The sequence below is a fragment of the Ectothiorhodospira lacustris genome (assembly GCF_022227785.1).
GTDB classification, from domain to species: Bacteria; Pseudomonadota; Gammaproteobacteria; order Ectothiorhodospirales; family Ectothiorhodospiraceae; genus Ectothiorhodospira; species Ectothiorhodospira lacustris.
Window position 1 is genome coordinate 1 of sequence record NZ_JAJNQM010000056.1, and the last position, 23386, is coordinate 23386.

Annotated in this window: 16 protein-coding genes; 7 read left to right on the top strand and 9 right to left on the bottom strand. The window is 64.9% G+C overall.

Going from position 1 to position 23386, the window contains the following annotated elements; genetic code table 11:
* Positions 1-957: SulP family inorganic anion transporter (locus LQ952_RS11140; protein WP_238622715.1), on the top strand; the 957-nt coding region annotated here is incomplete at its 5' end.
* Positions 958-1065: 108 nt separating this feature from the next.
* Positions 1066-4251, top strand: coding sequence for a bifunctional proline dehydrogenase/L-glutamate gamma-semialdehyde dehydrogenase PutA (gene putA / locus LQ952_RS11145; RefSeq protein ID WP_238622716.1), 3186 nt, complete (start codon positions 1066-1068; stop codon positions 4249-4251).
* A 138-nt stretch (positions 4252-4389) separates the two neighbouring features.
* Here putA and LQ952_RS11150 read toward each other — a convergent pair whose 3' ends face one another.
* On the bottom strand, positions 4390-4779 hold the full coding sequence (locus LQ952_RS11150) for a hypothetical protein (protein ID WP_238622717.1): 390 nt from the start codon (positions 4777-4779) through the stop codon (positions 4390-4392).
* 199 nt (positions 4780-4978) lie between these two features.
* On the opposite strand from LQ952_RS11150, the gene LQ952_RS11155 reads away from it, so the two are divergent.
* Positions 4979-8434, top strand: coding sequence for an EAL domain-containing protein (locus LQ952_RS11155; RefSeq protein ID WP_238622718.1), 3456 nt, complete (start codon positions 4979-4981; stop codon positions 8432-8434).
* Between the two features lie 45 nt (positions 8435-8479).
* Here LQ952_RS11155 and LQ952_RS11160 read toward each other — a convergent pair whose 3' ends face one another.
* Entirely contained in the window at positions 8480-10462 is a 1983-nt protein-coding gene (locus LQ952_RS11160; protein ID WP_238622719.1) for an acetoacetate--CoA ligase, read from the bottom strand.
* A gap of 188 nt (positions 10463-10650) precedes the next feature.
* On the opposite strand from LQ952_RS11160, the gene LQ952_RS11165 reads away from it, so the two are divergent.
* On the top strand, positions 10651-11907 hold the full coding sequence (locus LQ952_RS11165; RefSeq protein WP_238622720.1) for a hypothetical protein: 1257 nt from the start codon (positions 10651-10653) through the stop codon (positions 11905-11907).
* Between the two features lie 61 nt (positions 11908-11968).
* Positions 11969-12817, top strand: coding sequence for a class I SAM-dependent methyltransferase (locus LQ952_RS11170; RefSeq protein ID WP_238622721.1), 849 nt, complete (start codon positions 11969-11971; stop codon positions 12815-12817).
* Positions 12818-12823: 6 nt separating this feature from the next.
* Here LQ952_RS11170 and LQ952_RS11175 read toward each other — a convergent pair whose 3' ends face one another.
* From LQ952_RS11175 to LQ952_RS11205, 7 genes are all read right to left on the bottom strand, one after another.
* Entirely contained in the window at positions 12824-13732 is a 909-nt protein-coding gene (locus tag LQ952_RS11175; RefSeq protein ID WP_238622722.1) for a hydroxymethylglutaryl-CoA lyase, read from the bottom strand.
* Complete coding sequence (locus LQ952_RS11180; protein ID WP_238622723.1) at positions 13729-14202, bottom strand: MaoC family dehydratase; 474 nt, start codon at positions 14200-14202, stop codon at positions 13729-13731. Before LQ952_RS11180 ends, LQ952_RS11175 begins: the two co-directional genes overlap by 4 nt.
* A 3-nt stretch (positions 14203-14205) precedes the next feature.
* Positions 14206-16212: an acetyl/propionyl/methylcrotonyl-CoA carboxylase subunit alpha gene (locus LQ952_RS11185; RefSeq protein WP_238622724.1), complete on the bottom strand. Its 2007-nt coding sequence runs from the start codon at positions 16210-16212 to the stop codon at positions 14206-14208.
* Positions 16213-16238: 26 nt separating this feature from the next.
* A complete protein-coding gene (locus tag LQ952_RS11190; RefSeq protein ID WP_238622725.1) occupies positions 16239-17042 on the bottom strand; it encodes an enoyl-CoA hydratase/isomerase family protein in 804 nt (267 codons plus the stop codon).
* A gap of 17 nt (positions 17043-17059) precedes the next feature.
* The gene (locus LQ952_RS11195) at positions 17060-18667 is read right to left on the bottom strand and encodes a carboxyl transferase domain-containing protein (protein WP_238622726.1); all 1608 of its coding nucleotides are present in this window, start codon (positions 18665-18667) and stop codon (positions 17060-17062) included.
* 57 nt (positions 18668-18724) lie between these two features.
* A complete protein-coding gene (locus tag LQ952_RS11200) occupies positions 18725-19891 on the bottom strand; it encodes an isovaleryl-CoA dehydrogenase (RefSeq protein WP_238622727.1) in 1167 nt (388 codons plus the stop codon).
* Between the two features lie 202 nt (positions 19892-20093).
* Positions 20094-20591, bottom strand: a complete 498-nt coding sequence (locus tag LQ952_RS11205) for a MerR family transcriptional regulator (RefSeq protein WP_238622728.1) — start codon at positions 20589-20591, stop codon at positions 20094-20096.
* Positions 20592-20871: 280 nt separating this feature from the next.
* Here LQ952_RS11205 and LQ952_RS11210 point away from each other — a divergent pair, with 280 nt between their 5' ends.
* The gene (locus tag LQ952_RS11210) at positions 20872-22566 is read left to right on the top strand and encodes an AMP-binding protein (protein ID WP_238622729.1); all 1695 of its coding nucleotides are present in this window, start codon (positions 20872-20874) and stop codon (positions 22564-22566) included.
* A 167-nt stretch (positions 22567-22733) separates the two neighbouring features.
* On the top strand, positions 22734-23386 hold a 653-nt coding region (locus LQ952_RS11215; RefSeq protein WP_238622730.1), incomplete at its 3' end, for an ABC transporter ATP-binding protein.

The following is a 23386-nucleotide window of genomic DNA, read 5'->3' on the forward strand; positions in this document are numbered from 1 at the left end:
GCCTTTCCGTGGCATCTCCCCGGTCCCGACGGGCAGCCCCTGCAGCTGAACTTCGACCTGATCCGGGCGCTGCTGGGGCCGGCCTTTGCCATTGCCATGCTGGGGGCGATCGAATCCCTGCTCTGTGCCGTGGTGGCGGATGGGCTGAGCCGGACCCGCCATGATCCCAACTCGGAACTGATCGGTCAGGGGCTGGGCAACGTGGTGGCTCCCTTCTTCGGCGGCATCACCGCCACCGGCGCCATCGCCCGGACCGCCACCAACATCCGCAGCGGGGCTCGATCCCCCATTGCCGCCGTGGTCCATGCCCTGGTGGTGCTGATTGCGGTGGTGGGCCTGGCCGGGGTGCTGGGCCATGTCCCCATGGCGGCCCTGGCCGCGTTGCTGTTCGTGGTGGCCTGGAACATGGGCGAGGCACATTTGTTTGTCCGCACGGTCCGCTCTGCCCCCGGTCCCGACGTGGCCATCCTGCTGATCTGCTTCGGCCTGACGGTGCTGTTCGACATGGTGCTGGCGGTGGCCGTGGGCATGGGGCTGGCGGCGGCCCTGTTCATTCACCGCATGTCCCTGCTCACCCACTCCGACCGGGTGCAGACGGACCGTCATCCGGATACCCGCTCGCTGCCGGCGGCGGTGGCCCTTTATGACGTGAACGGCCCCCTGTTCTTCGGCGCCGCGGAGAAGGCCATGTCTTCCCTGCGAGTGGTGGACCCCGGCGTGAAGGTGGTCATGCTGGACATGCAGGATGTCCCCAGCATGGACGGCACTGCCCTGGTGGCCCTGCAGAGCCTGATTGCCGACCTGCGTCAGAAGGGGATCGCGCTCATTTTCGTGGGCATGAAGGCCCGGCTGATCGTCAAGCTGCGCCGGGCCGGGGTGCGCAAGGAGGCGGGGCGCCTGACCTATGTGACGGACATGGAGGAGGGCGCCAGGGTGGCCCGGCGTTGGCTCGCATGAGGATCGTGGAATGATCCTCATGCGAGCGACTATTCTAAGAAGGACACCCCGTAGGGGCCAACCGCAGCCCCCGGCATGGCGCGCATTTGCAATAGGACAAGAGAAATTATGAGCCGATACGTCTATCCGGACCTCGCCGCACTGTCCATCCAGGACCGTGAGCCCATGATGTCGGCCTGTCGCATGGACGAAGCGGAGGCGATGAAGGCCCTGCTGCCCCGTGCCGAGCTGGAGGCAGAGGCGGCGACCCGGGTGCGCTTCCTGGCCCGGGGGCTGGTGCGGGGCATGATCAAGGCCCAGGAACGACAGTCCGGCATCGGCGCCCTGCTGCATGAATATGACCTCTCATCGGAAGAGGGTATTGCTCTCATGTGCCTGGCCGAGGCCTTGTTGCGAGTACCGGACAAGGCCACCGCGGACCAGTTGATCCAGGACAAGCTCTCCGCCGCCCACTGGGATGCCCACCTGGGTAAGGGCCAGCCCTTTTTCGTCAATGTCGCCACCTGGGGGCTATGGATCAGTGAACGCATCATCGATACGGAAGACCGCCGCCACTGGCTGGGGGGGGCGGTTCACCGTCTGCTGGCGCGGGCCGGTGCCCCGTTGGTCCGCTCCGCGGTGCGTCGTGCCATGGTCATGCTGGGGGATGCCTTCGTGTTGGGACGCACCATCGACGAGGCGATGAAACGGGCGCGTCCCCAGGAGCAGGCGGGTTACTGCTATTCCTATGACATGCTCGGGGAGTCGGCCCGCACCGAGGAGGATGCCCGGCGTTACTTCGAGGCCTATCGGCATGCCGTTCATCGCATCGGTGATGGGGTGGATCTGCGCGTACCGTTGCGGGAGCGGCCGGGCATTTCGGTGAAACTCTCCGCCCTGGATGCCCGCTATGAGCCCGGCCATGAAAGCCGCCTGCAGGGTCGGCTCATGCCGCGCATCCTGGAACTGTGCCGGCTGGCACGGGATCAGGGCATCCCGCTTTGCATCGATGCCGAGGAATCCTGGCGCCTGGACCTATCTCTGGACGTGATGGAGATCCTGATCGCTGATTCGGATCTCAATGCCTGGGACGGCCTGGGTATGGCCGTACAGGCCTATCAGAAACGGGCCTGGGCTCAGCTGGGTTGGCTGGAGCAGCAGGCCGCCCGGCATCGCCGTATCGTCATGGTACGCTTGGTGAAGGGGGCCTACTGGGACACGGAGATCAAGGACAGCCAGCAGCAGGGATTGTCCGATTACCCGGTATTTACCCGCAAGGCGGCCACCGACGTGTCCTACCTGGCCTGTGCCCGCCGCCTGCTCCATGACAGCCCGCATCTCTACCCCCAGTTCGCCACCCACAATGCCCAGACGGTGGCGGCGGTGATGGAAATGGCCGGCAACAAGGCCTATGAATTTCAGCGCCTCCATGGCATGGGGGAGGGGCTTTACGGGCAACTGGTGGAGCGGTCCGATTCGGGCCGCCTCCATTGCCGGATCTATGCCCCAGTGGGCAGTCACGAGACCCTGCTGCCCTACCTGGTGCGCCGCATGCTGGAAAACGGGGCCAATACCTCCTTTGTCCATCGTCTGCACGAGGAACACCTGGAGCAGCTCATCACCGATCCGGTAACGACCCTCAAGGGCTACAGTACCTGGCGCCACCCCCGCATCCCGCTGCCCGCCGCCCTTTACGCCCCCGCCAGGCGCAACAGCCGCGGCCTGGACTTCGCCCATCGCAAGACCCTGCACCAGCTGGCGGCAGACATGAACAGGATCGGGGCGCGTGCCCCCTGGAACGGCGGTCCCGTCTGCCGCGGGCGGCTCCGGACCGGCCACGGGCAAGGGGTATACGCACCCTCCGACCGCGGGCGGGAAATCGGTCGTATCACCTTTGCCAATGACGAGGACCTGGAGACGGCCCTGGCGGCCGCTCACCAGGCCTGGACGGCCTGGGATGAACGCCCGCCGGCCCAGCGGGCGGCGATCCTGGACCAAGTGGCCGACCTGCTGGAGCAGCACACGACGGAGCTCATGGTCCTGTGCGTGGAAGAGACGGGCAAGACCCTGCGGGACGCCCAGGCCGAGGTGCGCGAGGCGGTGGATTTCTGTCGCTATTATGCCGCCCAGGTCCGGGAGCGGTTCATACGGCCCCTGTCCCTGCCAGGGATCACCGGGGAGTGCAATGAGCTCACCCTGCGGGGCCGAGGGGTGTTTCTGTGCATCAGCCCCTGGAATTTCCCGCTGGCCATCTTCACCGGCCAGGTGACGGCCGCCCTGGGGGCGGGCAATGCGGTGATCGCCAAGCCCGCGGAACAGGCCGGCCTGGTGGCGGTACGGGCCACCCAGCTCATGCACCAGGCCGGTGTCCCCTCCGCAGTCCTGCACTGTCTGCCCGGCCGGGGAGAGGAGATTGGTCCCAAACTGGTGGCTGATGCGCGTATCAGCGGTGTAGCCTTCACCGGCTCCACCGCGACCGCCCGCCTGATTCACCGGGGGTTGGCCGCCCGGGAGGATGGTCCCATCGTGCCCCTGATCGCGGAAACCGGCGGCATCAATGCCATGGTGGTGGACGCTACCGCTCTGCATGAACAGGTGGTCATGGATATCCTGCGCTCGGCGTTCTTCAGCGCCGGCCAGCGCTGTTCGGCGCTGCGGGTGCTGTGTGTCCAGGAATCGGTGGCGGATGCCTTGCTGGAGATGCTCCAGGGGGCCATGGATACCCTGGTGGTGGGAGACCCTCACTGGCTTTCCACCGATGTGGGGCCGGTGATCGATGACCGGGCACTGGCGGCCCTGCAGGCCCATGATGAGGAGATGAGGCGCAAGGATCGCCTGCTCCACCGTGCCCACCTGTCGGGCGGCTGCGAGCGGGGCAGTTTCATGCTCCCGAGCCTGTATCAACTGGACCGGCTGGATGAGTTGCCGGGGGAAGTGTTCGGGCCCATGCTGCATGTGCTGCGCTGGCGTACTGGTGAACTGGACGGGTTGATACGGCAGATCAATGCCACCGGGTATGGTCTGACACTGGGGATCCATAGCCGGATCGATGCCGTTGCCCACCAGCTGGCCCGCAAGGTGCGGACAGGCAATGCCTATGTGAACCGGGACATGGTGGGCGCGGTGGTGGGCAGTCAGCCCTTCGGCGGCGAAGGACTGTCAGGGACCGGTTTCAAGGCCGGAGGTCCCCACTACCTGCTGCGTTTTGCCACCGAGCGGGTGCTGACGGTGAACACCGCGGCGGCCGGCGGTAATGCCGTCCTGCTGGTGATGGGGGAGGAGCGAGATACCGGACGCGGCAAGGGGAGAATCTGACCGGCATCAAGTGAGTCGTGCAGTTGCCGTCTGCATCCCCTGTGGGAGTCGGCCTTGCCGGCGAAAGCGGTGTTTCCGGTGGTGCCGCTGTTCGCGGGCAGGCCCGCTCCCACAAGGCAGAGTTCCCGTGAAGCAGTATCAGGAAGAAGTGTTGCTGCCGGAGGCTGAGGTGCTCTTCTTGGCACGGGGACGGCGCGTGCGGGGCCTGGGTTTGGGTGCCGGCGCTTCCTCCTCGTCCTCGTCATCGTCCAGTTCCGCCTCAATCACCCGGCCTCGGGCGGAAGTGCCGGCGCTTCTCTGGGCACCGCTGCTCTCCGCCGGCCAAAAACCGCTGCGGGCACGGTTGATCCAGCCATTGATATGATCTTCGATCATATCCTGGGTATCCTGAGGCAGGTCGCGGAAGATCAGGGTGGCTGCCACCACGATCACGAGTATGCCACCGAGGAAGGTGAGCAATGGCTGGAAGAAGACGATGGCCACGAAGGCCGCCGCAGCGATCAGGATCATACGTGTTCTGGCAGGCATGGTCTCTCCAGGAGTCAATGGGATCAGTCGGATTTCAGGTGTCGACAGCGAGTTTGCCAAAGGTCGGTACCCGAATATAAAAACACTATATAGTGTGCATGAATTGCGGCCCTGTTCCTAGTTTCGGGTGGTTGCACACGCGCCGGCATCCATGCGCTTCTTGACCCCAAGGCCCTGTTCCGCGGCAATGATGATGTCCATGCCCACAAGACGACAGCAAATCGTGGCAGTGATTGTCCTGCCCACGATCCTGGCGTTGGTCCTGATGGGACTGGTGCTGCGCACCACCATGGACGAATGGGCGGTCCAGCGCTGGTCGTCCGATCATGCCGCGCTGGCCACGGGACTGGCCCGATTGATCGACGAGGACATCCAGCGGGCTTCCGCGCTCCTGGAGCTGGCGGCCCAGGCGCCGGAGCTGGGCGAGCTATGGCCTGATCCACTGCCCACCGGTCAATATGCCCATGTGCCGCCATCGGCCCAGGACCAATGGCTGGAGCGGCTGTATCGGCACGGCGGGTTTTCGGTGGTGTTCATCCTCACACCGGAAGGGGACTTTCATCGGCTGTATCCCTGGCCCATCCCCCTGCAACGCAGCAACCTGGCCGACCGGGATTACTTTCGTGATACGGCGCAAACCGGCCGGCAGGTGGTCTCCGACAGCTTTCTGGGGTCCGATGGCCTGCGGGCGGTGACCATCAATACGCCCGTCAAGGGACCCGATGGGCGGATTCGCCTGCATCTGGGCGGGGTGCTGCACCTTCAGCATCTTTCCCAGTTGCTGACGCCGGAAAGGATTGCGCCATTTGCCGTGGCCACGGTGCTGGATCGTCAGGGCCTGCCCATTGCCGATACCCGGTTCGGTTGGCTGGAAGGGGAGTCGCCGCAGCCTCCGGCGGATCATCCTTTCCTGACTCTGTCTCCGTTCACCGATGATCCATCCATGCACCATCGTCCCGATGCCGCGGACTGGCTGCACTTTGAGACCATGCTGGACCTGGGCTGGCAGCTGCATCTGTTTCAGACCAGGGACCATGTGCGCAGGGACATCGCGCCGCAGATCCTGCGCACCACGGCGTTGGCCTCCTTACTGGTGATTCTGCCCAGTCTGGTGGGGTTGGTCATGGCCATGCGCCTGGGGCGGCGCTGGCAAAGGGCGGAGGGGGCCTTGCGTGATGCCAACGCACAGCTCGAATCCAGGGTCATGCAACGAACCGAACAACTGCACCGCTCGGAAGTCCGTTACCGGGCGCTGTATGAATCCACGCCCGATGCGGTGTTCATTCTCCATGACGGCATCGTCGTCGAGTGCAACCCGGCCATGCTGCATCTGTTCGGGGCACGGGAGACGGACCAGATCATCGGCCGGTCCCTGCAAGCCCTCTCCCCCGAATATCAGCCCGACGGAGAGTCCTCCGAGGTGTCGACCCGTTACCGTGTCCATCAGGCGCTGGAGCAGGGGCATGTGGGGTTCGAGTGGACTCATCGTCGGCTGGACGACGGCACCGAGTTTGTGGGGGATGTTCTGCTCAATCGCCTGGAAATCGGCGATCAATCCCTGCTGCAGGCAACGGTCCGGGACATCACCGAGCGCAAGCGCATCGAGGCCCAGCTGATCCTGGCGGCCAGTGTGTTCGAACATGCCCGGGAGGGCATTCTCATCACCGACGGTAACGCCCGTATCATGGATGTGAACCGGATGTTCTGCGACATCACCGGCCATGCCCGGCAGGACGTGATCGGCCTCAATCCCTCCCTGCTCAAGTCCGGCGTACACGATGTGTCCTTTTACCGAAAGATGTGGAATACCCTGACCACTCAGGGCTGCTGGCACGGAGAGATCTGCAATCAACGCAAGGATGGCAGCCTGTTCATGGGGCTGATTACCATCAGCGCCGTGCAGGATGACAAGACGGGGCAGACGAGGAACTATGTCGGTATCTTTTCCGACATTACCCAGCAAAAGGAGAATCAGCGGCGTCTGGAACACCTGGCCCACTATGATCCGGTCACCGACCTGCCCAATCGGGTACTGCTTTCGGACCGACTGCAGCAGTACATGGCCCGCGCCCGCCGTACCGGCGATCCTTTTACGCTGGCCTATATCGATCTGGATGGTTTCAAGAGCATCAATGACCGCTACGGCCATGAATTGGGGGATCACCTGCTGCGTGCAGTGGCCGGTCATATCCAGACTATCATGCGCGAGGGCGATACTCTGGCCCGCCTGGGGGGAGACGAATTTGTCGCCGTGCTGGAAACCGAGGATCTGAATCGTGCCGGACAGCAGCCGCTGATGGATCGTCTGCTGGCGGCCATCGCCAAACCCGTCGCTGTGGACGGCTGCTTGCTCAAGGTGACGGGCAGTGTTGGGCTGACCACCTATCCCCAGGTCGATGAAGTGGATCCGGATCAGCTGATCCGGCAGGCGGATCAGGCCATGTATCAGGCCAAGCTGGCGGGCAAAAACCGGTGCCATGTCTTCGATGCCGAGCAGGACAAGACCCTGCGCGGGCTGCACGAAACCCACGATCGCATTGCCCTTGGCATCATCCGGGACGAGTTCGTACTGTATTACCAGCCCAAGGTGAACATGCGCACCGGTGAGATCCTGGGAGTGGAAGCCCTGGTCCGCTGGCAGCACCCGCAACGAGGGCTGCTGCAACCCTTCGTGTTTCTGTCCGTGATCGAAAATCATCCGCTGGAGGCCCGGCTCGGGCGGTGGGTGCTGGATGCCGCGCTGGTCCAGGTGGAATGCTGGCGGCAACAGGGCATTGAGCTGACGGTGAGCGTCAACGTCTCGCCCTACCATCTGCAGCATCCCGATTTCGTCAAGGACCTGAAGGCGTTGCTGGCGGATCATCCCCAGGCACCCCCCCATCTGCTGGAGCTGGAAGTGCTGGAAACCAGCGCCCTGACGGATATGGGGCACGTCTCCCAGGCGATCGGGGCCTGCGTGGCGCTGGGTATTCAGTTTGCGCTGGACGATTTCGGTACCGGCTATTCATCCCTGACCTATCTCAAGCGGGTGCCGGCGGATGTGGTGAAGATCGACCAGAGTTTCGTGCGCGACATGCTCCACGATACCGATGACCTGGCCATTCTGGAGGGTATCCTCGGTCTGGCCCAGGCATTCAAGCGCACGCCGATCGCTGAAGGTGTGGAATCGGAGGCCCACGGGGAGCTTCTGCTGCAGCTGGGTTGCGAGCTGGGACAGGGATACTGCATCGCCCGACCCATGCCCGCGACCCGGGTGGTCGACTGGATACGCCGGTGGCGGCCACCGTCGGTATGGCGGGCCGCTGTGCCACTGGTGGGAGACCTGCGTCTGGTGGTCTATGCCATGGTGGAGCATCGGGCCTGGATCATGGCGCTGGAAGACATGCTGGAGGGCCACCGTGCCGTGCCGGACCCGGCGGAGCTGGATGTCTGTTTTTTCTGTCGCTGGCTGGATGAAATGGATCCGCGCGGGCCCGAAGCATTGGATACGCCGCTGGCGGCGGCGCGGATCATGCACGATGAGATTCATCGGCTGGCACGGGACATGGTGTCGGCCCCGAACCCGGAGACCTCGCGGGCCACCTATGGGGTCCTGGTGAGAAAGAGCAAAGCCATGCTCTCGCATCTGTCTGCGTTCCTGCGCGGCAATCCCTGAATTCACCATGCAGGCCCCCAACCCGGTGCCGGGGGCCTGTAGAGGCTAGGCCGGCAGCCCCGCCTCCCTGAGTACCTGCGCAATCTGTTCCAGTGACTCCGGATTGGCCAGCGCGCTGGTGTTCTCACTCATGGATGCCTTTTGGAGCATCCTTGCTACCGCCAGTTCCACCTTCTTGCCGCTGCGGGTGTAGGGGATCTGGGGCACGCCCAGGATCCGCGCCGGAACGTGCCGGGGGCTGGCGCTGGAGCGGATACGGGTGCGAATGGTCCGCTCCAGTTCCGCCGTCAGGATCTGGTCCGCGGCCATGACCACGAACAGGATGACCTGCACGTCTCCCTCCTGATCCGGCGCCCCCACCACCAGACTGTCCAGTATTTCCGGGATGGTCTCCACCTGACGGTAGATCTCCGCCGTGCCGATCCGGACCCCGCCGGGGTTGAGGGTGGCATCGGAGCGGCCGTGAATGATGGCGCCGCCGTGGGCGGTGAACTGGATGAAGTCCCCGTGGGCCCAGACACCGGGGAACTGCTCGAAATAGGCGCCCCGGTAACGACTGCCGTCGGGATCGTTCCAGAATCCCACCGGCATGCAGGGCAGGGGCTTGAGGCAGACCAGCTCCCCCCGTTCCGGGCCGGCATCACTGCCGTCCGGGAGAAAGGCATGGGCATCCACTCCCAGTTGCGCGCACTGGATCTCGCCCCGGCGCACCGGCAGCAGGGGGTTGCCGCCCACAAAGCAGCCGCAAATATCCGTGCCGCCGGAGATGGAAGCCAGCATCAAATCCTTCTTGACACCGTGGTAGACCCAGTCGAAGTCCTCTGCCGACAGGGGGGAGCCGGTGGAGAAGATCACCCGCAAGGCGGACAGATCGTGGCTCCTGCCGGGAGTGAGTTCCAGCTTGCGGCAGTTGCCCAGGAATCTGGCGCTGGTGCCGAAGTGGGTGACGCCTTCCTCGGCCACCAGATCCCACAGCCGGTTCATGTCGGGGTGGCCGGGTGAGCCGTCGAACAGCACCAGCCTGGCGCCGGTCAACAGGCCGGAGGCGAGCCAGTTCCACATCATCCAGCCGGTGGTGGTGAAATAGAAAAAACAGTCATCGGGGCCGATGTCCCCGTGCAGCAGCAGTTCCTTGCTGTGATTGAGCAGCATCCCGGCGGCACCGTGCACGATGCATTTGGGCACGCCGGTGGTGCCGGATGAATACAGGATATAGACCGGCTGATCAGACGGTCCCTGCACGAACACCGGCTCGGCGTCGGCATGGACGGCCATGATCTCCTCCCAACTCAGGAAGCGGGCATCCTCCGGATGGCCCAACTCCGACACGATGGGCAGGGAAATCACGCCGGCCAGGGTCGGCAACCCCGCGGCTAGGTCCAGGTTCTGTTGCCTGCGATCAAAGCACTTGCCGTTGTAACGGTAGCCATTGGCGGCCAGGAGCACCTTGGGTTCGATCTGGCCGAAGCGATCCAGGATGGCCGCAGTACCGAAGTCGGGGGAAGCGGAACTCCAGATCGCCCCCATGCCGGTGGCCGCCAGCATCCCCACCAGAGACTCATGGGTATTGGCGACCACGCCGGCAACCCGGTCCCCCGGTTCGACCCCCAGGGATCTCAGGCCTGCCTGCAGGGCGGCCACCCGTGCCAGCAGTCCGGCCCGGCTCAGCCGCAGAGGCGAGCGGGATTCGCTGACCTCGGTGATCGCTTCCCGGTCATCCGGCTGGTCGATGACGTGGCGCAACAGGTTTTCGGCAAAATTCAGCCGTGCCCCCGGAAACCAGCGGGTGCCGGGCATGGCCGGGTGCTCAAGGACGCTCTTGTAAGGTTGGCCGGCGCGGACCCGGGTGAAGCGCCAGATACTCTCCCAGAAGGCCTCCAGGTGTTCCACGGACCAACGATGCAGTTCGGCGTAGTCCGCGAAACGGCCGTAACCTGCCTGAGCGAGCCAGGCCCGGTAGTGGGCCATCCCGCTGTCCTTCAATGCTCGTGTTCCCGGTTGCCAGAGGATTTCAGCCTGAGTCGCCATGATGTCTCTCCGCGGACCTTGTTTGATGGGCGTGCATGGGTTTGCATCAAGATTACCGTTTACGTTAAGGAAAATAAACATTGACGTTAGCGTAAACGTAATCTAGTTTTTAGCCCGTGCCTGGTCTCGGCAGATCGGCGCACCCAGACAAGAAGCACCATCAAAGAGAGCTATGGGAGGAGTCAACGATGGGTATCAGACCCAGCCACCTTGCGTTGGCCGGCCTTTTGGCCGTGCCCGGCGCCCAGGCCGTGGAATACAAGTTCAACGGCGATATCGACGTTCGCGGCTTTGATCGCAGCATGGCCGCCGGCGGCAACCAGAACGGCTTTGAGCAGCGCCTGCGCCTGCGCACGGACATCCGCATCCAGGACGGGGTGAGCGTGCATGCGGGCGTCAACCTGATCAACGACACCTGGCGCGGAGATGCTTCAGGTGATCTGAACGGACTTCAGCAGAGCAAGCCCTTTACCGACGGCCGGGATCACCGCACCGTGACCTTGGATTACGGCTATGTCAGCGTGCCGTTGGGGGAGGGCTGGCAGTTGCGGGCGGGCCGACAGATCGCCAACTGGAACTTCGGCATCACCGTGGCGGACGACCGCCGTGACCGCATCATCCTGCTGGGTCCTGTGGCCGGCGGGGTGACCTTCCTGGTGGGGGCTGACCAGCGCCGCAAGGTGTCCCTGGATGACAACAAGGACGACGGCTACCTGCTCTATACCGGACTGACCGGCAGGAACAGCGGCTGGGCCTGGGGGGCCTTGCTGGGCTACTACCTGGGGGATGATGAGAAGGATGCCACAGGGGACTACGAATCGGATCGGTTCTATAACGTGCGCGGCGGCACCCTGATCTCCCCCTGGGTCCAGGGCAAGGTGGGCGAGGTGGAACTGACGGCCGGTGCCCACTATCTGGGCGGCGGGGATGCCTTGTTCACCAATGACACCTACGCAGGATTTGTGCGCGGCGGTTTTGACGTCACCCCCGCCTTCAAGCTGGAAGGCCAGTACTTCTTTAACCTCAACGGCTCACTGATCGAGCCCGGGTTCGACAGCTTCTCCAGCCTGATTCACAGCAGTCCCCGCCACGATGCCACGGCCACCCGGATCGACGCCCTGAGCATGACCGGACTGGGCAAGGGAGCCAGGGAGTTTGCGAACGTGCGACAGGATTTCGACCGTCATCTGATCGCGGTCCGGGGCACTTTCAGTCCCCGCGACAGCTGGCAGCTCAAGCTGGCCGCCGGCTGGGTGCAGTATGACGGTCTGGCGCGGGATCTGAACCAATCCGAGGACGTGGTGTTCGCTGACATCCAGCTTCACTACAACGTCACCCAGTCCACCCGTCTTTGGGCCACTTACGGCTTTGCCGATACCGCCGATCTGCTGCCCGAGCGGGACAGCGTCAACGCGGTGAGCCTCAATCTGCAGACGCGATTCTGATCGCGGGCCATCCTTCGGGGAGCCGAATGGCTCCCCTTTTTTCGTAACGGATTTGATAGAGATGGACTTGCAACCACCGGACCCTGCCGGCTCCCTTGCCTCACGCTACGCCCCGTCGGGGCTTGAACAGATCCTGCGTCAGGCCCTGATCCAGGCGGGGCTGAACCCGGATCGACTTGCCTGCGATGATGTCGCCGCCATCGACCAACTCCATGTGGGCGGACGGGCGGCCAGCCGACGGCTGGCGGGTCGGGCGGGTTTTTCCCACGCTGAGCGGGTGCTGGATCTGGGCTGCGGCACCGGGGGCGCGACCCGTCTGCTGGCCCATGACCATGGGCTACGGGTCACCGGCCTGGATATCACGCCGGATTTCGTGTCCACCGGCCGGTGGCTCAGTCGCGCCACCGGGCTGGCCGCCAGGACTGATTTTGTTCACGGCGATGCCCAATGCCTGCCCTTTGCCACGGCTACCTTTGATGCGGTCTGGGCACAGCATGTGTTCCTGAACGTGCCGGACCTGCCGCAAGCACTGGATGAGATCGTCCGGGTGCTGCGCCCCGGCGGGCGACTGCTGATCCATGAAGTGGTGGCAGGGTCGGGGGAGGGGGCGTTGCAGTTACCCGTACCCTGGGCGGACCTGCCCCGGCACAGCCATCTGCCGGACCTGGCAACCCTGAAAGTGCGGCTGGAGACGATCGGACTGCGTCCCCTGTTCATGGAGGATATCAGCGAGCAGGCGCTGCAATGGCGCCGCAAGCACACCGGCCGTGAGGCCCGGGGCGAGTCCGGGGCGCTGAACCCGTCATTGATCTTTGGTGAGCGCTTCTTCGTGATGGGTCGCAACGTGATGGAAAACCTGGCCGCCGGTCGGATACGGATCATTCAGGGCGGGTGGGAGCGCGCCGGCTGACGGCCTTCAGGCATCGCAAGGCGCCATGGCCCGGGCCACCCGCGAGTTCACGGGCCGCCCCAACTGTCCGCAGATCCAGTGGGCTGTTTCCACCAGGGCCGCCAGGTCCACGCCGGTGTCGATACCCATGCCGTGCAGCATGTAGACCACGTCTTCGGTGGCCACGTTGCCCGAGGCGCCCCGGGCATAGGGACAGCCCCCCAGGCCCGCCACCGAGGTGTCGATGGTGCGGATGCCCAGTTCCATGACGGCATAGAGATTGGCCAGGGCCTGGCCGTAGGTGTCATGGAAATGGGCCGCCAGTTGTGCCATGGGCACGACCTCGGCCACCCGCTCCACCATGCGCCGGGCCTTGAGGGGCGTACCGGTGCCGATGGTGTCTCCCAGGGAGATCTCATGGCAGCCCATGGCATGAAGTCGTGCCGCTACCCGGGCTACGGCCTCCGGCGGGATCTCGCCTTCGTAGGGACAGCCCAGGGTGCAGGAGACATAGCCCCGTACCGGGATATCCAGCGCCCTGGCCCGTTCCATCAGCGGGGCAAAACGGTCCAGACTGTCGTCGATGCCGCAGTTGATGTTCTTGCGGGAAAAGCTTTCCGAGGCCGCGGCAAAGACCGCAACGTCCCTGGCGCCCGCGGCCACGGCGGCCTCCAGGCCCTTGAGGTTAGGCGTGAGCACCGGATAGCGCACCCCGGGTCGGGGCGCCAGGACGGTCATGATCTCTCCATGGTCCGCCATCTGGGGCACCCATTTGGGGGAAACGAAGGCGGTGGCCTCGATCCAGGTCAGGCCCGTGTCGGCCAGGCGCTCGATAAGACCCAATTTGACGGCCGTGGGAATGGTGCCCGGTTCGTTCTGCAGACCGTCCCGGGGGCCGACCTCCACCAGACGCACGGAAGATCCGGGCAGGTTCATTCGGCGATCTCCCCGTCGCGGGCGCGCACCAGCACACTGGGCTGGAGTTCGACCACCACTTCGTCATGTTGGTTGATACCGGTCCACTGCACCCGCACCACCCCCCAGCCGGGCCGGGATTCCCGCGGGCGGGCCTCCAGAATCTCCAGGTGCAGCCGGATGCGGTCACCGGGGCGAACCGGCTTGGCGAAGCGGATCCCTTCCACGCCCACGCCGATCTGACCTTCCGCCAGGGGCATGCCGGAGCGCACCGCCAGGGCGGTCATGACGCCGATGGTGTGCCAGCCACTGGCCACCAGACCGCCGAACAGGGTGTGACGGGCGGCCTCCGGGTCCACGTGGTGGGGCTGGGGGTCGAATTCCCGGCCGAAGCGGATGATGTCCGCTTCGGTCATGGTGGTGGCCTCGGTCTCGAAGCACATGCCGGGACTCAGGTCTTCCAGGTAATAGGGGGTCGTGATGTGTGCCATGGCTCATTCTCCCTGGCGAATGGTCAGGAGCTGGGCTCCTTCGGTCACCTGTTCGCCTTCGCTGTAGTTCACGCTGTCGACGATGCCGTCGGTGAGGGCGCTGATCTGATACTCCATCTTCATGGCCTCCAGCACCATGAGGGGATCGCCTTCCTGCACCACGTCACCTTCCTTCACATGGACGGCGACCACCAGGCCCGGCATGGGGGCCATCAGGCTGCCTTCCTGGATCTCGTCGTCCATGCCTGCCGCCAGGGGATCATGGATCACCAGGTCACGGGTGTGACCTGCCATGAAGACACTGAGGCGGCGCCCCTCCTGCAGCACCCAGGCATCCTGATGCACGCCGTCCACCTGCATACGCAGGCGACCGTCGGGCTGCAGATGGCCCTGGACCCAGTGTTCGCCATGCCCCAGGTCCAGGCGAAAGCCCGTATCCAGATAATGGGCCGCGACCTTGAGATCCCGGTCCTGAGCCGAGTCGAAAAAATGCAGGGAGCGATGGCTGTCGGTGTTCAGGCGCCAGCCGGTGGTGGCATGCCAGGGAGAGGTGGTATCGCCGGACTGCTGCGCCCGTGCCCGGGCTGCCTGTTCCACCCGCAGCAGCTCATGCAGGGTGGCGGCACAAAGCTGTCCGTCAGTGATCGGTGGTACCGGCGGCAGCAGGTCGGCCCGGTGGATGTCGATGAAGCCGGTATCGATCCGTGCCTCGGCAAAGGCCGGGTGGCGGGCCAGTCGGGACAAAAAACCCACATTGGTGGTGGTGCCGACGACGATGAAGGATTCCAGGGCCGTCGCCAGGCGGCGCAGGGCGGTGGTCCGGTCCTGATCCCAGACCACCAGCTTGGCGATCATGGGGTCATAGTGGACGCTGATCTCGTCACCTTCCTGTACGCCGGTATCGATGCGCACGTGCCGGCTCGGCGGCGGGGTCCGCAGGTGGCCGATGGTGCCGGTGGCGGGCAGGAAGTCCCGGTCTGCGTCCTCGGCATAGATGCGGGCCTCGAAGGCGTGACCCCGGATGGCCAAGTCCGCCTGTTCGCAGGGCAGGGGGTGGCCGGCGGCCACCCGGAGCTGCCAGGCCACCAGGTCCTGACCGGTGATCATCTCGGTGACCGGGTGCTCCACCTGCAGGCGGGTGTTCATTTCCATGAAATAGAATTCGCCGCGACTGTCCATGATGAATTCCACGGTGCCGGCGCCCACGTAGCCGATGGCACGGGCGGCGGCAATGGCCGCCTCGCCCAGCTGGTGCCGACGGTCCTGGTCCAGGCCGGGGGCGGGCGCTTCCTCGATGACCTTCTGATGGCGCCGCTGCACCGAGCAGTCCCGCTCGAACAGGTGGACCACCCGGCCCTGGCTGTCCGCAAAGACCTGGACTTCCACGTGGCGGGGCTGGAGCAGGTACTTTTCCACCAGCACCCGATCATCGCCGAAGGCGGAGCGGGCCTCGCGCCGGGCCGCTTCCAGGGCCTCGCGGAACCGGGCCGGATCATCCACCCGTCGCATCCCCTTGCCGCCGCCGCCGGCGGAGGCCTTGATCAGGACCGGATAGCCGATCCGGGCGGCCACGTCGGCCAGCAGGGCGGGGGACTGATCGTCGCCGTGGTACCCCGGTACCAGGGGCACGCCGGCGGCTTCCATGATCGCCTTGGCGGCACTCTTGGAGCCCATGGCCTCGATGGCCCCCACCGGGGGACCGATGAAGACGATGCCGGCCTCGTCGCAGGCGCGGGCAAAATCGGCGTTCTCGGACAAAAACCCATAGCCGGGGTGGATCGCCTGGGCGCCGCTGCGTCGGGCCGCCTCCAGGATGCGGGGGATGTTCAGGTAGCTATCCCGGGCCGGTGCCGGGCCGATTGGCCAGGCCTCGTCGCAGGCCTTGACGTGCATGGCCTCCCGGTCCGCCTCCGAATAGACGGCCACAGTACGAATCCCCAGCTCGCGGCAGGTGCGGGCAATGCGGCAGGCGATCTCGCCCCGGTTGGCAATCAGTATCTTGTGGAACATGCTCGATTCCCTGCGGTTGGGGGCCATCAGGCCGGCTCGGAGGGGCACCAGGCGGGCTGCCGTTTTTCCTGGAAGGCACCCAGGCCCTCCTGGGCTTCCCGACCGGCCCGGATACGTGCGATGCGCCCGGCGGTCTCGGTCACCAGGGCAGCGTCGACGGGGCGATGGCTCACGTCCCGGACCAGGGCCTTGGCGGCGGTCATGGCCTCGGGGCCGTTGCGACGGATCTGGTTCAGGGTCTGGAGGATCTGTGCATCCAGGGCGGCCTCGTCCGCCAGCACCTGATGGATCAGGCCGATGCGCATGGCCTCTTGGGCATCAATGCGCTCGGCGGTGGTGAAGTAGCGCCGCGCCTGACGTGCCCCCATGGCCTCAATCACGTAGGGGGAAATGGTGGCCGGGATCAGGCCCAGGCGGACCTCCGAGAGGCAGAAATGGGCCTGCTCCGTGGCCAGGGCCAGGTCGCAGGCGGCCACCAGGCCCACGCCGCCGCCCAGGGCGGCACCATGGACCCGGGCGATGGTGGGCTGGTTCAGGCGATAGAGGGTGTCCATGAGTTCCCCCAGGGCCTGTGCATCTGCCAGGTTTTCCGCCTCGGTGTAGCCGGCCATGCGCTTCATCCAGCCGATGTCGGCGCCGGCGGAAAAGCTCTTGCCGGCGCCTGCCAGCACCAGGGCGCGTACCGCCGGCGTCGCCGACACCCGGCGCAGGGTCTCGGTGAGGTGACGGATCAGGGCGTCATCGAAGGCGTTGTGCCGCTCGGGACGGTTGAGGGTGATCCAGGCGATGTCGTCCCGGATCTCGCAGGTCAGGGCTGAGGTGTCGGGCATGAAAGGGCTCCTTGCGACTACATGCGGAACAGGCCAAAGCGGGTCTCGCGGATGGGGGCATTCAAGCTGGCGGAAATGCCCAGTCCCAGCACCATGCGGGTATCCGCCGGATCGATGACGCCGTCATCCCAGAGCCGGGCGGTGGCGTAATAGGGGTGGCCCTGGCGTTCGTACTGCTCGCGGATGGGGGCCTTGAACCGTTCCTCTTCGTCGCTGCTCCAGGTCTCGCCGCGACGCTCCAGGGTGTCCCGCTTCACCTGGGCCATCACGTTGGCCGCCTGCTCGCCCCCCATGACGGAGATGCGGGCATTGGGCCACATCCACAGGAAGCGGGGCGAATAGGCCCGGCCGCACATGCCGTAGTTGCCGGCGCCGAAACTGCCGCCGATCAGGACGGTGAACTTGGGCACTTGGGCGCAGGCCACGGCGGTGACCATCTTGGCGCCATCCTTGGCGATGCCGCCGGACTCGTACTTGCGCCCCACCATGAAGCCGGTGATGTTCTGCAGGAATACCAGGGGAATGCCCCGCTGGCTGCACAGCTCGATGAAATGGGCGCCCTTGAGGGCCGATTCGGAGAACAGCACCCCGTTGTTGGCGATGATGCCCACCGGGTAGCCATGGATGCGGGCAAAGCCGCAGACCAGGGTAGTGCCGTAGAGGGCCTTGAATTCGTCCAGCTCGGAACCGTCGACGATGCGGGCGATCACCTCGCGCACGTCGTAGGGCTTGCGGCTGTCGGCGGGGATGATGCCGCCGATCTCGGCCGGGTCGTACAGGGGCGGGCGACTGGGGCGAATGTCCAACTCCACCCGCTTGCAGCGATTGAGGCGACCGACGCTGCGCCGCGCCAGCCCCAGGGCGTGGGCATCGTTGAGGGCGTAATGGTCCGTGACCCCGGAGACGCGGGAATGTACATCGGCCCCGCCCAGTTCCTCGGCGCTGACCACCTCCCCGGTGGCCGCCTTCACCAGCGGCGGCCCGGCCAGGAAGATGGTGCCCTGTTCCTTGACGATGATGCTTTCCTCGGCCATGGCGGGCACATAGGCGCCGCCGGCGGTACAGGAACCCATCACCACCGCGATCTGGGGAATGCCCTGGGAGGACATCACGGCCTGGTTGTAGAAGATACGGCCGAAGTGATCCCGGTCCGGAAAGACCTCGTCCTGGCTGGGCAGGTTGGCGCCGCCGGAGTCCACCAGATAGATGCAGGGCAGCCGGTTCTGCCGGGCGATCTCCTGGGCCCGCAGGTGCTTCTTCAAGGTCATGGGGTAATAGGTGCCGCCCTTCACCGTGGCGTCATTGGCCACGATCATGCACTCCTGGCCGCAGACCCGGCCGATGCCGGCGATGATGCCGGCGGACGGCACTTCATCGTCGTACATCCCCAGAGCCGCCAGTTGGGACAGTTCCAGGAACGGGGAGCCCGGGTCCAGCAGGACCTGGATGCGTTCCCGAGGCAGCAGCTTGCCCCGGGACAGATGCCGGTCCCGGGCCCGTTCGCTGCCCCCCTGGGTGATGCGGGCCACCCGGGACCGCAGATCTTCCACCAGGGCGCCCATGGCGGCCCGGTTGGCGGCAAACTCCCCGGATCGGGTGTCGATCTTGCTCTTGATGACGTTCATGGTGGTCCCTGACTCCCCTGTGCTGGCATCCCCGACAGTGACCCGGCTGAAGCAGGCTCAGCGGGTTTCCTTGAACAGTTCGCGACCGATCAGCATGCGCCGGATCTCCGAGGTGCCGGCGCCGATCTCGTAGAGCTTGGCATCCCGCAGCAGGCGCCCGGTGGGGTACTCATTGATATAGCCGTTACCGCCCAGGCACTGGATCGCCTCCAGGGCCATCCAGGTGGCCTTTTCGGCGGCAAAGAGGATGGCGCCGGCGGCATCCTTGCGGGTGGTCTCGCCCCGGTCGCAGGCCCGGCCCACGGCATAGACATAGGCCCGGGAGGCGTTGAGGCCGGTGTACATGTCCGCCAGCTTGGCCTGCATGAGTTGGAACTCGCCGATGGCCTGCCCGAACTGCTTGCGTTCATGCACGTAGGGGATGACCACGTCCATGCAGGCGGCCATGATCCCCAGGGGACCGGCGGCCAGCACCGCCCGCTCATAGTCCAGCCCGGACATCAGCACTTTCACCCCACCGCCTTCCTGGCCGAGGATGTTGTCCGCCGGGATCACGCAGTCTTCAAAAATCAGTTCGCAGGTGTTGGAGCCGCGCATGCCCAGCTTGTCCAGTTTCTGCGCGGTGGAAAAGCCCGCCATGCCCCGTTCCACGATGAAAGCCGTGATGCCCCGAGGACCGGCGTCGGGGTCGGTCTTGGCATAGACCACCAGGGTGCCGGCCTCGGGGCCGTTGGTGATCCACATCTTGTTGCCGTTGAGGATGTAGCAGTCGCCTTCCTTGCGCGCCCGCAGGCGCATGCCGACCACGTCGGAACCGGCGCCCGGCTCGGACATGGCCAGGGCGCCCACATGCTCGCCGGTCATCAGTTTAGGCAGGTACTTGCGCTTTTGCGCCTCGGTGCCGTTGAGCTTGATTTGGTTCACGCACAGATTGGAATGGGCGCCGTAGGACAGGGCCACCGAGGCCGAGGCCCGGGAGATCTCCTCCATGGCGACCATGTGCGCCAGGTACCCCATGCCGGTACCGCCGTACTCCTCGCCCACCGTGATGCCCAAAAGGCCCATTTCCCCCAACTTGGGCCACAGATCCTGGGGGAACTGGTTCTCCCGGTCGATATCCGCCGCCCGCGGGGCGATCTCGGCGGCGGCGAACTCGGCCACCGCATCCCGCAGCATGTTGATCTCGTTGCCCAGGGCAAAGTCCAGGGTAGGGAAATGGCTCATGGAAAGTCCCTCTGTGTTGGGTGGTTGAGATGGAGCTTAAATTCCGTTGACGTAAACGTCAATATTTGGGCGTGCTTATTTTACGGAATGGTCAAACTTTTGCTTTTAGAGAGGGGCGCGGGGTGCGGGATCATGCCGACCCGATGCGGCCATCAGGGCGGCATGTCGGCGTGGAAGCGGGACGCGGGACGCGCCCCTGCCGTCAGTCTTCCATCCGGGTGGCGGCGGGTGAGGGACGCGCCTGACGGGACGCGGCGGCAGTGCCGTGGTCCTTCACCTTGTGCTGTTCCTGCTGCGCCAGCAGTTGCTCGCAATGGGCGTAGGAGTGATCCAGTTCACGCAGGGTTTCTTCCAGATCTTCCCGCTGGCGGATCAGGTGCTGGCGCTTTTCCTCAAGCACCGACAGGTAATAGCGCAGCTGGTGGGCCTCGCCATGAGCCTCGTCGTACAGATTGAAGGTCTCGCGGATCTCCGCCAGGGTGAAGCCGAGGCGCTTGCCCCGCAGGATGAGTTTGAGTCTGGCCCGGTCACGGCGGCGATACAGACGCTTGGAACCGATGCGTACCGGGCTGATCAGGCCCTCATCTTCGTAGAAGCGGATGGCGCGGGTGGTGATGTCGAATTCCTTGGCCAGTTCTCCAATGGTGTAGGTGGTGCCGTTGAGGTCGTGTTCCCGAATCGTCGGCAGGGGATCGCTCATGGTGGTTTCCTGTTGGCTATCGATACTTCCGGATAGTGATGACGCTCTATGCCGGTCAGGCCTGGGTTTGGACCTGCTGGAATCGGGCAGGTTTCCGTTAACGGAACATTTTACGCAATCAATGTCTGCCCTGCATGGGTTTTGTGCGCTGCACATAGAAACCCTGGTGTATACATGGAAAAAAATAGTTGACGTGGACGTAAACGGTAAATAAATTGGCCATAACTTCATAACCAGACTGGCGTCATTCGGAACGTCGGCGCTCCGGAGGAAGGAGAACATGAGCCATCCTGATTACAGTTATGTGCACGGCGCGGGCGCAGAGCCGCTGCAGGGCACCACCGTGGGTGACTGTCTGCGCCGTCAGGCGTCCACCCGGCCGGAGGACCTGGCAGTGGTGGATTGCACCCATGATGTGTGCCTGAGTTGGCGGGAACTGGATGCCGCGGTGGACCGGCTGGCCGTTGCCTTCCTGGCGCTGGGGCTGGAGCCGGGGGACCGCATCGCCATCTGGATGATGAACCGCAGCGAATGGACCCTGACCCAGCTGGCTGCGGCGCGCCTGGGCATGATCTCGGTGAACATCAATCCCGGGGCGCGCAAGGCGGAACTGCAGCGTTTCCTGAACTTGGTACAGGTACGGGCACTGGTGACCCAGGATGTCTTCAAGACCAGCGACTACATCCAGATGTTACAGGAACTGTTGCCGGAACTTGCCGACGCTGAAAACGGCATCCTGAGCGCAGCCGCCATCCCGTCACTGCAGCGAGTGATCCGTGTGGGGGAGGCGGAAACCCCGGGCACGCTCAATTTCTCCCGCCTGATGCAGGCCGAATGTACCCCGCAGGCCCTGGCCCGGGTGGCCGAAATGGCCGCCCGGGTGGAGATGGACGACCCGGTGAACATCCAGTTCAGCAACGCCATGGGCGGCGAGCCCGCCGGCACCACCCTGACCCATCACAATATCCTCAACAACGGCCACATGGTCGGGCAGAGCCTGTGCCTGGGTGCCGATGACCGGGTCTGCATCCCGGTCCCCCTGTTCCACTGCTTCGGCATGGTGATGGGCAACATGGCCTGCCTGGGACATGGGGCCGCCATGGTCTATCCCGGCGAGGCCTTCGACCCGCTGGATACCCTCAAGGCCGTGGCCGGTCAACGGTGCACCGCCCTCTACGGGGTGCCCGCCATGTTCAAGGCCATGCTCGACCATGAACGGTTCTCTGATTTTGACCTCGCTTCCTTGCGCACCGGCATCATGGCCGGTGCCCCCTGTCCGCCGGAAACCATGGATCAGGTGATGCGCCTGATGCACATGGCGCAGGTCACCATCGGCTACGGCATGACCGAATCGTCCCCCATCTCCTTCATGAGCGATGTGAACGACCCGGTGGAACGGCGCCTCAACACCGTCGGCACCATCCGTCCCCATGTGGAGGCCAAGGTCATCGACAGCGAGGGCCGCATCGTCCCCAGAGGGGTTACCGGTGAGCTGTGCGTGCGGGGGTACAACGTCATGCGCGGGTACTGGGACGATCCGGAGCTGAGCCGGCGGGTGGTGGATGCCGCCGGCTGGCTGCATACCGGCGACCTGGCGCAGATCGACGGGGCGGGTTACTGCCGCATCGTCGGCGGGGTCAAGGACATGATCATTCGCGGCGGCGAGAACATCTATCCCCGGGAACTGGAGGATTTCCTGCGCACCCATCCGCAGATCCGGGATGCGGTGGTCGTGGGCATTCCCGACGACCGTCTGGGGGAGGTGGTCTGCGCCTGCGTGGAACTCGGAGCAGGAACGTCGCTGACGGAGGCGGCGGTCAAGGACTTCTGCAAGGGTCAGATCGCCCATTTCAAGATTCCCCTGCACGTGCGCCTCTATGAGGCGTTTCCCCGCAGTACGGGGCGTGCGCTCAAGTTCATGCTTCGTGACGAAGCCCTGGCGGCGCTGGGCATTCACGCTCCGCCGGCGACCTGAAGGCGGTCCGGCCCCGCCGCAGGCATGCAAGGGGCTGATCACGGAAACAGTGACCGGTACCGAGCCGCCCCGGCGGCCACGGGCCGGCTGCGGCCCATCAACGCAACACACCGCCGGCAGCCTGGCCGCCGGCAGTCAAGATCACCAGGCATCGGGAGGGTTAAGGCGTGACACAGACTCAGCATGACGCCGACCAGGACATCGTACTGGAATGCGACCAGGTGAATCGCTGGTTCGGCGGTCTTCAGGCACTCAAGGGCATCTCCCTGTCGGTACGCCGGGGAGAGATCTTCGGGCTGGTCGGCCCCAACGGCTCGGGCAAGACCACCCTGGTCAATGCCATCACCGGCTTCTATCCGCCCCAGCAGGGCCGGATCCGATTTATGGGTGAACCCATCAACGGGCTCAAGCCCCATTGCATCGCCCGGAAGGGCATCGCCCGCACCTTTCAGAACGTGGCCCTGTTCCGAGGCCTGAGCGTGCTGGACAACATCCTGCTGGGCCGTCACATCTTCATGCGCCCCAGCGTCATGGCCTCCCTGTTCTACTGGTGGTGGGCCCAGAAGGAGGAGGTGGCGCACCGGGTCAAGGTGGAGGAAATCATCGACCTGCTGCAGCTGGAGAGTGTGCGGGACGAGCCCGTGGATGTGATCCCCCTGGGGATGCAGAAGCGGGTGGAGCTGGCTCGTGCCCTCTGTGCCGAGCCCCGTTTCCTGGTGCTGGACGAACCCATGGCCGGCATGAACCAAGAGGAAAAGGAATACATGGTGCGCTTCATCCTGGATGCCCGGGAGGCCATGGGCACCACCATGCTGCTGAT

Excerpts from the sequence above, each read along its gene's own strand:
- LQ952_RS11180 (WP_238622723.1), bottom strand. The coding sequence starts at position 14,202 with ATGGCACACATCACGACCCCCTATTACCTGGAAGACCTGAGTCCCGGC.
- LQ952_RS11190 (WP_238622725.1), bottom strand. The coding sequence starts at position 17,042 with ATGCCCGACACCTCAGCCCTGACCTGCGAGATCCGGGACGACATCGCC.
- putA (WP_238622716.1), top strand. The coding sequence starts at position 1,066 with ATGAGCCGATACGTCTATCCGGACCTCGCCGCACTGTCCATCCAGGAC.
- LQ952_RS11195 (WP_238622726.1), bottom strand. The coding sequence starts at position 18,667 with ATGAACGTCATCAAGAGCAAGATCGACACCCGATCCGGGGAGTTTGCC.
- LQ952_RS11200 (WP_238622727.1), bottom strand. The coding sequence starts at position 19,891 with ATGAGCCATTTCCCTACCCTGGACTTTGCCCTGGGCAACGAGATCAAC.
- LQ952_RS11150 (WP_238622717.1), bottom strand. The coding sequence starts at position 4,779 with ATGCCTGCCAGAACACGTATGATCCTGATCGCTGCGGCGGCCTTCGTG.
- LQ952_RS11165 (WP_238622720.1), top strand. The coding sequence starts at position 10,651 with ATGGGTATCAGACCCAGCCACCTTGCGTTGGCCGGCCTTTTGGCCGTG.
- LQ952_RS11170 (WP_238622721.1), top strand. The coding sequence starts at position 11,969 with ATGGACTTGCAACCACCGGACCCTGCCGGCTCCCTTGCCTCACGCTAC.
- LQ952_RS11155 (WP_238622718.1), top strand. The coding sequence starts at position 4,979 with ATGCCCACAAGACGACAGCAAATCGTGGCAGTGATTGTCCTGCCCACG.
- LQ952_RS11205 (WP_238622728.1), bottom strand. The coding sequence starts at position 20,591 with ATGAGCGATCCCCTGCCGACGATTCGGGAACACGACCTCAACGGCACC.
- LQ952_RS11175 (WP_238622722.1), bottom strand. The coding sequence starts at position 13,732 with ATGAACCTGCCCGGATCTTCCGTGCGTCTGGTGGAGGTCGGCCCCCGG.
- LQ952_RS11160 (WP_238622719.1), bottom strand. The coding sequence starts at position 10,462 with ATGGCGACTCAGGCTGAAATCCTCTGGCAACCGGGAACACGAGCATTG.
- LQ952_RS11185 (WP_238622724.1), bottom strand. The coding sequence starts at position 16,212 with ATGTTCCACAAGATACTGATTGCCAACCGGGGCGAGATCGCCTGCCGC.
- LQ952_RS11210 (WP_238622729.1), top strand. The coding sequence starts at position 20,872 with ATGAGCCATCCTGATTACAGTTATGTGCACGGCGCGGGCGCAGAGCCG.